The 12,587-nt window shown below is 37.4% G+C and carries 7 protein-coding genes; 5 read left to right on the top strand and 2 right to left on the bottom strand.

All coding sequences use genetic code 11. From position 1 onward, the window contains the following. Window positions 1-111: 111 nt before the first annotated feature. Window positions 112-6,024 (top strand): LamG-like jellyroll fold domain-containing protein, encoded by a 5,913-nt coding sequence (locus ND812_RS01205; RefSeq protein ID WP_265373915.1) that lies wholly within the window; start codon window positions 112-114, stop codon window positions 6,022-6,024. Window positions 6,025-6,074: 50 nt separating this feature from the next. Further along, window positions 6,075-6,428, top strand: coding sequence for a c-type cytochrome (locus ND812_RS01210; RefSeq protein ID WP_407658528.1), 354 nt, complete (start codon window positions 6,075-6,077; stop codon window positions 6,426-6,428). Window positions 6,429-6,449: 21 nt separating this feature from the next. On the opposite strand, the gene ND812_RS01215 is transcribed toward ND812_RS01210, so the two are convergent. Both ND812_RS01215 and ND812_RS01220 read right to left on the bottom strand, forming a co-directional pair. Beyond that, a complete protein-coding gene (locus ND812_RS01215; RefSeq protein ID WP_265373917.1) occupies window positions 6,450-7,211 on the bottom strand; it encodes a hypothetical protein in 762 nt (253 codons plus the stop codon). Beyond that, a complete protein-coding gene (locus tag ND812_RS01220; protein ID WP_265373918.1) occupies window positions 7,208-9,166 on the bottom strand; it encodes an acetoacetate--CoA ligase in 1,959 nt (652 codons plus the stop codon). Before ND812_RS01220 ends, ND812_RS01215 begins: the two co-directional genes overlap by 4 nt. Window positions 9,167-9,674: 508 nt before the next feature. Here ND812_RS01220 and ND812_RS01225 point away from each other — a divergent pair. The 3 genes from ND812_RS01225 to ND812_RS01235 are packed head-to-tail and all read left to right on the top strand — an operon-like array spanning window position 9,675 to window position 12,587. Continuing rightward, on the top strand, window positions 9,675-10,070 hold the full coding sequence (locus ND812_RS01225; protein ID WP_322113634.1) for a hypothetical protein: 396 nt from the start codon (window positions 9,675-9,677) through the stop codon (window positions 10,068-10,070). 46 nt (window positions 10,071-10,116) lie between these two features. Continuing rightward, window positions 10,117-11,448, top strand: a complete 1,332-nt coding sequence (locus ND812_RS01230; RefSeq protein WP_265373919.1) for a TolC family protein — start codon at window positions 10,117-10,119, stop codon at window positions 11,446-11,448. Beyond that, window positions 11,445-12,587, top strand: coding sequence for an efflux RND transporter periplasmic adaptor subunit (locus ND812_RS01235; protein WP_265373920.1), 1,143 nt, complete (start codon window positions 11,445-11,447; stop codon window positions 12,585-12,587). Before ND812_RS01230 ends, ND812_RS01235 begins: the two co-directional genes overlap by 4 nt.

A 12,587-nucleotide genomic window follows, 5' to 3' on the forward strand; every position in this document is an offset into this window, starting at 1 on the left:
CTTGTAAATTGACGATTTGGTCTATAGAGGAAACAAATTCTATTTTCTAAAAATTTAGATTTTCTCTAGACGAAATCACCTCTCAGCTGTTATTCTTCTTTAGAAATGAAATTGTTAGATCGGATGGATTGGATCAACGGAAAAAACTTCCTTCAGAAATTCATCATATCCTTATTTTTGTTTCCTACTTTTGGATGTTCGTTTCCTACAATCAACCGTTCCTTACTCGAGACGTTTACAACCTTTCGGTTTCTCCAAGCCAATACCCTATCTTATTCCATTAGTTTTCAAGTCTCAGGTTTACTCGGAACTGGATTACAAATCGAAAATAACGGTGAAGTGATGGATGTCAGTACGAATGGTACATATACCTTCACTAAAAAAATAAATTCTGGTGCCAATTATAAAGTAACGGTCAAAACTCCTCCGAGTTCCCCTATCCAAAATTGTATCGTTTCTTCAGGCCAAGGAACAGTTCTCAGTGGTAACATTGAAGGGATACAAGTAGTTTGTGGGAGTGCTTTGTATCTCATCAGTGGAACGGCAACTGGACTTTCAGGGAATGGATTACAATTACAAAATGTAACAGGCGTTGGAACCGATGTTATCAATGTCAATAGCGCAAGTTTTTCCTTTCCACCACTTCCTGTGGGTGAGACTTATAATTTCAGTATTATAAATCAACCGACTAACCCTAGCCAAACATGTTCCATAACAACACCTGTTGTCACAAATGGTACGATGGTAGCTTCACCCATATCCGTAAGCATCAATTGTACAACCAATTCTTATGCTGTCAGCGCCCAAGTCATTGGGATTTTAGGCACACTCACTGTAGGGAATGAACTAAAACTGACATTAGATGGTTCCAATACAATCAATGTAACAGCTGATGGGACTTATGCCTTCCCAGGCACTTATTTAAGTGGTGGGAATTTTACTGTAACCGTTGATAACCCAGGAGGAGTCATCACTTCTGGAGTTTGTACATTATCGTCTATTACAGTAACAGTAGGAAACGGACCTACAAACTTTGCTGTCAATTGTAGTAACGCATTTTTAGTCAGTGGTACTGTTTCAAGTCCCGGAGGCACTACAACTAGTGTGTTAGGTGAGCCTGTGACTTTAGATTTGGTGCAAACAGGAGGATCTCCTGTTTTTCCTACCCAATCGATCACCATTAACCCAGGTGTCACAAATTTTACATTTCCGAGCACCATCCCAGGTGGAGTAGATTATCAGATAATCGTTTTTGCAAATCCACCTAACCAAACTTGCACGATTACTTCTGGTGCCACTCATTCAGGGATTGTATCCAATATGTCCAATGTTGTACTCAATTGTAGTTTAACACTTCCGAGTTTTTCTCCTGTTAGTGGCTCTCTTTTTAATGATGATGGGACTGTTACCATTTCCAGTTTGATCCCAGGATCCGAGTATCGATACACAATTGGAAATGGATCTCAAGCGGATCCAACTTGTGCTTCAGGAACAATGACAACATCCACAGTCACGATAACAGATAACAACCAAGCAGTGGTCAAAGTGATCCATTGTAAGGTAGGTTGGGTGGAATCACAAGTTGTCACTGCTTCTTATACACTCAAAGTCGCGACACCAACTCCAAGTTTGGCGACAGGATCCTTTCTGGACTCTGGCCAAAATGTAAGTTTCTCAAGTACAACAACGGGTTCCACATGGGTTTGTCATACTGCGGCAGCTGCTGTACCTGCGGATCCAGATTGTGGCCCTACACTCAACACATGTAATACTGGTGTTCTTGGGAATTATATTTTTCCGACACCTGGAGTTTCTCAAAATGTAAAGGCGAGAATGTGCAGAGTAAATTATGCACAGAGTGATGTTTTGAGCACCAATTACCAACCAAATGTTTATACTGTTGGTGGAACGATTAGTTCTCTCACAACACCCTTTGGAACCAATACTTTTGTTTTACAGAATAATGGTGGTGATGATTTAATCATTGCAAGTAATGGAACGTTTACATTCAATACGGCTTTACCAACCGGTACAAATTTTACGGTCTCAGTCTTATCAGGTCCACAAAATCCTTGGCAAACTTGTAATATCACAAATGCAAATGGTACAGTTTCCAATACTGCGATCACAAATATCGCGATCTCATGTTCCGTAAATCAATACAACATGAGTGGAAACGTTACTAGTTCTGTCACTTTACCTTCAGGCCTAACTGTCACCAATGGTGTTGATACAATCAATGTTCCTGCAGGTGCAACTTCTACTCCCATTTCTTTTGCGACTCCGATCAGCAGTGGGACTAGTTATGAAATCCAAATCACCCAAGAACCTACAGGATTTGTTTGTGCAGTTCAATCAAACATGCAAGGCACTATGTTAGGTGCCAACATCACCAATGTCGCAGTGAATTGTGTGGCAGGGTATCGATATGGGAATGCAATCGGATTAAAAAAACAAGCACCTGTGCAAATCCATTATTATAAAGGAGATGTGACAACGGCAGCAGGTGTAGCTGGGAGTGGAGCAAGTGATGGCCCTGCTCCCGCATCCAGTTTTAATGATATCAGTGGCATCACCTATGATGGAACAAAAGGTTTTATCGTAGATTCTGGTAATCATAAAATTCGTGTCTTTAATCCAATGACCAATACCGTTTCCTCTCTGGTTGGAAATGGTGCCGCAGGAAATACTCCTGGATCAGGTATGAGTGGAACTTTCAATCTTCCCAAGGGAATCACAACAGATGGCACATATTTGTATGTCACAGAAACATTGGGTAATCGTATCAAACGTATTTTAATTAGCTCTGGTTATGCGGAGACGTTTGCAGGTGATGATACTGTGGTTTCACCAGCCAATGCAAATCTTGATGCAACAGATCCACTTGCCGCCAGATTTGCATCACCTGCTGGCATTGTGATTGACGATAATAAACTTTACATCGCGGATCGGAATAATTCAGCAATCCGTGTCATCAAGTTAAGTACCCGCGAGGTCACGACACTTGTTACCGGAGGAGATATCAGTTTTCCAGAAGGACTTACCATCATCGGTGATTACTTATATGCTACCAATTTAGGAACCTACAACATCACAAAAACTCACAAGGTAACAGGCGTTACAACCATTTTATGTGGGAATTCAACCAATGGGTACATTGATGCCGTTGGAACGGATGCTTCTTTCAATTTACCACACGGGATCACTTCCGATGGTATCTTTTTGTATGTAGCCGATTATGGAAATCATTTGATCCGAAGGGTACATAGTGGCACTGGTGAAGTGATCACAATAGCAGGTTCTGGAAACACAGGACTCATCAATGGAGTTGGTGTATCAGCGTCCATTCAATCACCAAAATACATTTCCAACCTTGGTGATGTAATTGTTTTTGGAACTGTAAATGCGCTTCGAACCATAAAGTCTGAAAGTTTACAATCTTATTATCCTTTAAATGGTTCAAATTACAATTTTGTAAATAACCAAACAATTACTTCGATCGGAAGTCCAACCTTTGGAAACGGTAGATTTAATGAACTAAATGGAGCCGCGAGTACTTCCATAGGAAATGCAGGAACTGCACCTTCTCCCAGTTTGTCGGTCAATAAAATCACTATGGCAGGATGGATTTTATGGGATGGAACCAATTCTGGAATTGGAAAAGTAATTTTTTATAACGGTGATTTTACAACCAACGGCCATGGATTGTTTATAGACTCAAAAGACCAATTAGCAATCTACCGCGGTGGTATGCTCCCTGATTCTACAAATGTAACTGTCATACCTAACTTATGGACCCATGTTGCATTAACTGTTGATAGTAACGATTTATACAAAGTATATCTGAATGGAAACTTAGTGTTTGAAAAAACCTTAAGTACAAATCCCGTTTCAGGAAATTTTACAGTTGGTGTTTCCTCAGCTGGTTCCTTTTTCTTTCCAGGTAGACTTGCTGATTTACGTTTCTATAACAGGGAACTCAATGAAGGAGAGATCAATGACTTAGCAAAAAATGCAGACAGTACGTTGGTTGGAAATTCCTATGCATCTCGACCAATCCAATTGGCAGCTCAATACCAATTTTCAGGAGACTCCACATCAAAAGGACCTCTTGGTGGAAGTTTGTCTTTTTATGGTCCACTGACAAACTATTCAACTGGAATCAATAAAACAAATAATACTGCAGTCAGAATTTCTGCGTCTTCTGGCGGATACTTACTGGGCTCGGAACAGGGTTTACCACATGGAACACAACCAAGGAGTATCTGTGTCTGGGTAAACCTAGAAACCTATCCTAATATGGGAGATAATGCCCCTCTCATCACATATGGAAGTGCAGGTCCTTCCACTGAATTCATTCTAAATGTGTACAGAGCATCCCCTACTGGTGACTTAAAACTTCGGTTTGGTGGTCTCGGCGGCGGAGAATTGTATCCGTCTTATACACTGCCATTAAATCGATGGACTCATATTTGTGGTACATTTGACGGTAACAATGGTTGGTTATATGTTGATGGAGTGGAAATCAGTGGACCAGTGAACATTGGTTCGTCTATCAATACAACAACAGGAACTGGACTCTATGTAGGTCGAATGGCTTCGTTTCCTGGTCATATGTTTGGGGGAAAAGTAGATGAAATTAAAATTTATGCAAAAGCACTCTCTCAAAAGGAAGTCCGAACTCTCTCGGCACAAATCCCCAACGGTTTAGTTGCCCGTTACGATTTTAATAAAAATTTTGATGATGTAAGTGGATTCGGAAATCCAACCACAAGTGTAGGAGCAACTCTTGTGTCCGACAAGTATGGAAATGGAATTTCCGCTTTGAATACAAATGGAAGTACTTATCTAAATGTAACCACTACAACCTCATCCCTACCAAAAAATTCCCAACCACGAACAATTTGTGTTCAGTACAAATCAGCGACCCTCAATTCAGGGACTATGGTTAGTATTGGGCCCAATTCAACAGATCGCATGGTTGCGTTAGGTGCTGGTAATACTAGTTCTAAATACTTTTTTTCAGGTTATCTAAACGATGTAGAAGAATTTTATTATAACCATGAAAATGTTTGGCATCACCTTTGTGGTGTATTTGAAGGTCCTGCAGGAAGTTATGCTGCTACTATCTACCATAATGGAGCAAAACTCATCAGCCAAACTAAAAATACTTGGGATACAAATCCCAATGTTTTTACGATTGGAATTCGATCTGATTTAACCAATGGATTTAATGGTCAATTGGATGAAGTTCTGGTATATAACAGAGCTTTAACGCTGATGGAAATCCAAGCTCTATCAGGTTATGATCCAAAACAAGTCATCACTTGGAATGCAAATCCGGCAACAAGCAGTTTGAAACTTCACCTAAGTGCCGATAGTTTTTCAAATCAAACCAATTATTCACCTATCACCACTTGGCATGACAGAAGTGGAAACGCGGCTTCTTTTTTCACAGGAGGTGCATCTCCAACCTATAATAACACAGGTTTCAATAATAAACCTACTGTGAATTTTAACGCAGGCAATTCTGAGTATTTATTCCGTGGTAGTGCAGCAAACATTCCATCCAATAGTTCTACTTTTTTCATCGCCCTATCAAGAACAGCCAACGCCAATGATACATTTTTTGAATCAGCAACACCCGGTGTCTCATACTATTTTGATGGAGACAATATTCGAATGGCAAAACCATCGGATGGAATTGTTGGCTCGAGTAACATCCAATTTCCCTATACAAACTTTCCCTATTTGATAGCAGCAGAACAATTAAATGGAGTATCTTTTGGTATGTATTCAAGTGGATATGCAATTGGTATCCCTACAGATCCAAGTAAAACCTACTCACAAAATAATCTTTATTTAGGTTCTAACTCTAGTCCTGGTAATTTTTTCTCTGGCAATATCAGTGAAGTTCTCTATTACAATGTCAGTTTATCCAATCCAGGTCGTACCATTGTATTCTGTTACTTATCTCAAAAATACAATATTGATTTGTCTGCTGCTTCGGTGTATTGCGATTGAAGATGCAACAAGTTCACTATCGGTATCTTTGTTTCGGACTCTTTTTTTGTATGATTCAATTTGGTTGTAATTCAGAAAATGATTCTATCACCAAAGAACCACCTCCACCGAAAGCAACCACCGTCCCTTTACCTGAGGCGATGTACATTCAAAATGGATGTATCTCTTGCCATGGACCTGAAGGGAATGGAAGAGGTACACGGACACATCTACTAAGAGAAACCCGGATTCCTAATTTCCAAGATCGTACAACCTATCTGAATGGTTCCTCCAAAGAATCCATTGCAAACAGCATCAAAAATGGAATCCCTGGAACCTATATGAAAGCATACTCACATATGCGTAAAAATGAAATTGATGCCTTAGCCGATTACATTCTAAAAATGCAAAAGAACAATCGTTAACGTTTCAGTGGAAACAAATCTTCAACGTCCCACATTCATTAAATTTGAAAATAATTCACAAGCAGTCATGGATCCCAACTCACAGGCATCATCTAACTCGCCCAATGCAATTGATATTTCCTCAATTTTTTTAGTCTTTAGACGAGTATCGGCATTTGCCTCCAATTGTTTTGCCTTCATCAATTGTTCACTTACGGTAACAAAGTTCCATGGAGAGACTCTTTTTTCGTAGGCCAATGAATTTAGAAATATTTTGATATCTTTTTCGATCTGAGGGTAAACTGATTCAAAACAAGTTACTATGATGACAAATCCAAATTCTCCTGCAGTGGAGGTGATATAATGTTGGACGATTGTATCTTCTTTGTCTTTAAAACTTCCAAATAATCCAAGAAATTGGTAAATTTCTTTCTCTTTACTTTCTACTAATTTTTGTAAATTATAATATTCTTTCACATTTGAAACAAGAATATATCGTTTGGACTCTAAATGAAAAATGATTGGATCGAGGTCTTGTTGTTTTTCCGATTCTTTAAAAAGAATCACAAGTGCTGGAATGATTTCTCTCCCCGACTCTTCCTTTAATGGACTAGTTCGAAAATGATCAAACTTAGTTGAACTTCCATTTGACTTTCGGTTGGTTAAATACCAATTCGATGGTAAATGGAAGGAGATACAATGTGTACGTAGGCAGGTTTTCCATTTTTCAGCTTGCGCACTGATTGGGAATGTAAAAAAGACAATTCCAAAAATGAGTGAAATACGGATTTTAGATCGATTCATTCCATTAACTCTTTTCTTTCTTTGAAAAAATCGAGTGCATTCGGATTTGCTAAAGCATTTTTATTTTTTACTTCGAGACCAGCAACAGTTTGTTTCACGGCAATTTCTACCTTTTTGCCATTGATCGTATAGGGAATTTCTGGTACCGTTAAGATGATTGAAGGAACATGCCTAGGCGAAGTTTCATTTTTGATTTGTTCTTTGATTTGTTTAACCAATCCATCATCCAGTTGGACTCCATCTGCTAATACAACAAATAGGACAACTCTAACATCATCTTTGAAGTCTTGGCCGATGATCACCGAATCCTTAATTTCTTGAATTTTAGAAACAACGGAATAGATGTCAGCAGTTCCGATACGAACTCCTCCAGGATTCAGTGTTGCATCTGATCTTCCATAGATGATGACACCATTCTCTGGAGTGATCGAAGCAAAGTCACCATGACACCATATATTATCATAGGTTTCAAAATAGGCTGCTTTGTATTTAGCTCCAGATTCATCATTCCAAAAGTATAAAGGCATTGAAGGGAATGGAGATAAGCAGACCAATTCGCCCTTTTCTCCAGTGACAGATCTTCCCATACTGTCAAAAACTTGGACATCCATTCCCAAACCCTTACATTGAATTTGACCAGCATACACAGGTAAGCTGGGATTTCCCAAAGCAAAACATCCATTCAAATCAGTTCCGCCTGAGATGGAAGATAATTGAACATCTGTTTTGATTTTTTCATATACATACTGAAAACCAGAAACAGGTAAGGGAGAACCTGTCGAAAGAATTACTTTCAAATCTGGAAGTGAGTATTTCGATTTTACTGAAATTCCTTCTTCTTCCAAAACAGATAAGTACTTGGCACTGGTTCCAAAAATTTGAATGGATTCTTTTTCTACCATACTCCAAAGGGTTTCCCAATTCGGATAAAATGGATTCCCATCAAACTGGTACAAGGTTGCACCCAATGCCAATACAGATTGAGACCAATTCCACATCATCCAACCACAGGTTGTATAATAAAAAAACCGATCCCCTTCTGATACATTACAATGTAACGCTAGTTCTTTGGTATGATTGAGTAATACTCCCCCACCTTGGACAATGCATTTAGGAAGACCAGTTGTTCCTGATGAAAACATGATGTAAACTGGATCTGAAAAACTGATAGGTACGTAATCAATTGATTCATCTTTTGTTGGTGATAAATCTTGGTAACGAATCGGATTTTTAATCTTACCAAAATCTTTGATTGGATTCATAAACTCATATAGAATTGTTTCTTTGAATTCGGAATTTTTTGCACTGGATAATGTTTGGGTGATCTCTTCCAATTTTTCAATGATCGAAATTTCTTTTCCTTTAAACGAATAGGATTCCACAGAGATCACAACCTTAGGGAAAATTTGCTCAAATCGATCTAATATACCTTTGACTCCAAAATCGGGTGAAGCACTCGACCAAATAGCACCTAACGATGTTGTTGCCAACATTCCAATCGTAGAAATGGGAGCATTCGGCACAATTCCTACAACCCGATCTCCTTTTTGAATTCCTAACGAAAGTAAGTGTTTACGTAATTTAATGACTTCTAATTTCAATTCATGAAACGTTAACCGTTGTACAGCTCCGTCTTCCCCGTAAAACACAATCGCTTCTTGGTTTGGATTCCCCTTCTCCAGTAAATTTTCAGCAAAATTAAAAGTAGCACCGGGAAACCATTTTGTTTCCGAAAACTGTTTCCCCTTCACGAAAGTTTGGGTTGCTTGGGTTTTTAGAATCAGTCCTGACTCTTGTAACCATTCTTTCCAAAAAATTTGCGATTCATCGATCGAAAATTGATGGAAGGAAACATAATCAGGAAAGGATTTTCCCAATTTTGTTTCGAGCCGATGTTGGAATTTGGTGAGATTGTTCGAATGATAAATGGGAGTCCATATAGGATTTTGCGACATCTTGAGAACTGATCTTATCCAATTTCAATATTAAGGCAAGTATGTTCCATAAATGAGTCGTAGAAAAAAATTTGCTATCGATAGCACAGAAAAAACTCTACCAGGAGAAGAGATTATTTTTAAATTCTACTAGAGGTGTAATTTAATTTAGGATATCAGTTAGATTTTCAACTCAATCAGCGTAAAACCATTCTCTCATACTGACACCTTAGAAAAAATTTTCACATTAAAATTTACTTTAACTAACTTTCAATAGGGAATAATTTACTATTCTGATTTTGGTATTGAATGTTAGGATATTTTCTATTTCAGTGTATCAAATTTAAAGAGATATACTGGAAAAATTATTAATCCAAATTCTAAAAATATTCGTCATATTAGCTAAATCTCGGAAATTTCGAGTGTAAATACTTTGTCGATTCGAGTCACGTCTCACCGGTTTGTGTCTCTGAAATCATAGATAAGTTATTGCAAACAGCAAAGGAGATTCCAAACTTTCAATAATAGTATGAAACCCTTCGGATGGCAAAAAAACGCACTCAAACAAAGTTTTCTATTTTGTTTTGTATTGATGTTTTCAGCCAATTTTATGTACCAAAGGATTGTCGACAATGAAGTGAATTGTGGCTCCTTGGGAACTCCAGAAAGTGGATGTCCCTATGCTTTTTTAGACCATACACTTGGCATCGATCCAGGTCACGATCTTGGCGACGATGGAGAACATTCCGAACATGTTTGTTTTTCTTGCCCTTGTAATTCCATAGTTTCCATCACTTGGAATTTATATATTTCCCATATTTTAATCAATCTACATAAAGTATATTTTGAACTGAATGAATTTCCTATACCCAAATTTTCGACTCTATCTTATCTTTTCAGACCTCCAAGACAACATATAACCTAGTTCTTTCGCACATCCGTTTACTTGCGTTATTTACGTGGGAGGTTCCATGTTTTATTTTTCAATTTCAAAGAATATTAAATTGAATTGGCTTTCAATATTACTGTTGATGCCTACAATTTTTAATTCAACAATCGAATCCCAAGAAAGTCTTGGGAATTCATGTCAGAATCAAAACTCAATGTTAGAATTGAGTATTTGTATCGTCAATCGGCATCCTGATTTTCGAATCGAGGAAATTAAACTGAAGGAAATTTCCGGAAGGAAAAAAATCGCCTCCTATTATTTTCCATCAAATCCAACTTTTTCTGGTTATGTGGCCAATAGAAAGGGAGACACAGCGGGACCAATCATAGGATCCACACTTACCACAGCTAATAACTTTCAAGTTATGGTGAATCAGGAAATTTACACCAATGGCAAAAGAGAAATCGCCATCAAAATCGCCGATGAAGAATTTAGAGCGCAAGTATATCGTCTAGAGTCCGTTAAACGATCCTTAGAATTCGAAGCCTTAAAAAAACTAACACGATTTCGATATCTTTTTTTGGAAAAGGAAAACAGTTTATATAGTTTAAATTTGGTAAAGGAACTTAAAAAAGTTTCTAAAGCTAGAATTAACGAAGGACTTTCACCAGGAATTGACGAATCCTTATCAGAAGCCGAAGAAATTCGAATTTTTAAAATATGGAATTTATCACAAAGGCAATATGAAAATGCAAAGTCTGAATTAGAAGTTTTGCTTGGATTTCCATTTGAGTTAATACAATTAAATGCATTCCAATGGAAACTACCAAACGATTTACCTAAAGACAAATCTGAGTTGGTGAAAATAGCATACCAACATAGACCAGAAATTTTTCTCACAGAAAAAGAAATCGAACTAGCGTTACTCCGACATAACGAAGTTAGAAAACAAAAAATTCCAAATGTGAGTTTGGGTGCTTTTGCGCAAAACGATGGCTTTAATGAAAGAGTCGTAGGCGGGATGTTAACGATACCTCTGATCGTCTGGCGAGATTATGAAGGAGAATCGATCATTTCCTCTTCTAAAATCGATAGCTCAAAAGAATTGAAAGAATCTGTATCAAGAAATATAAAACAAGAAGTATTGTTTGCACTTACAAATTTTATCACACTAGCTGATGAAGTAAAACTTTATGACGAAAACAAACTAGAAAGAGCGGAATCCGATCTAAACAATCTACAAGAAGCCATCAGATTCGGTAAAATAAAAATTATCGATGCAATCAACCAACAAAGAATCTTATTACAAACTAAACTAAATTATCTAAGCACCAAATCAGAATATGAAGTATCTCAAATTGAGTTAATACGAGTGCTTGGATTGCCAACAAATACAATGGAAGTTCGACCATGAAAATTAATTTTAAACTCATCCTTTTTTCTATCTTTCTATTAATTGGCGTTATTTATTTTTGGAAAACTAGCCGAAGCAAAACATCTGTTCCAGAAATTTCCACAAACAAAAATATTCTTCATATAACAAGGGAACAGCGAGAAGCAATTTCTATTGAAGTCGAATTAGTTTCTCTAAATAAAATTCACACTAACATTGAGCTTACAGGTGAAACAGAAGCTGTCCCTGATGACATTATGGATGTTCCCGCCAGAATTTCAGGTAGAGTAACAAATGTCTATTTTGTTGAAGGTGATACCATTCAAAAAGGCCAAAAACTAGCAACCATTGACTCTCCAGAACTTGCAAAACTTAGATCTACTTATCTCGTTGCAAAATCTAAATACAATGCAGCTGAACAAAACTTAACAAGAATTAGTTCACTCGTAAAAATGAATTTAGCGGCTAAACAAGAACAAATTGATGCGGAAGCAAATTTACGAGTGATTGATTCAGAGAAAAATTCAGCTGAAGAAAATCTACGTGCGAACGGAATAAGTATCGATAATAGTTCCACGGGGCAATATATTGTTTATTCGCCAAGGTCTGGACTAGCTTTATCGAGAAATGCAGTTCCAGGATCAATTGTGGCAGGAAATCAAATTCTTACAACCATTGCCAATCTTACCAATCTTTGGTTCCAAGCAAAAATATATGAAAATGATTTAAAATATTTATCAGAAGGGATACCGGCTGATATTATATTGAATGCTTATCCTGAATTAAACTTTTATGGAAAATTAGAACACATTGGTGAAAAAGTAGATCCTGGATCTCGAACTGTTCATGCACGAGTTGTTTTTAAAAACCAAAACAAAAAAGCAAAAATTGGATTGTTTGGAAAGGCTATTCTCAGTGTGAATGAAAGGACAGGAATTCAAATTCCCGAAAATGCAATTCAATCGTACCAAGATTCTAAATATGTATTTATAGAAACCAAACCAGAAACATACCAATGGTTAGAAGTGACAACTGGTAGTACAAATGACAAAATGGTTGAAGTAATCTCTGGACTCAAAGAAGGAGATAAGGTTGTCACAAAAGGTGCCTTTGAATTAAAAGCAATTTTGTTCAAAGACACATTTGGTGGAGGTGAGTGA

Source organism: Leptospira limi (assembly GCF_026151395.1).
GTDB lineage: Bacteria > Spirochaetota > Leptospiria > Leptospirales > Leptospiraceae > Leptospira_A > Leptospira_A limi.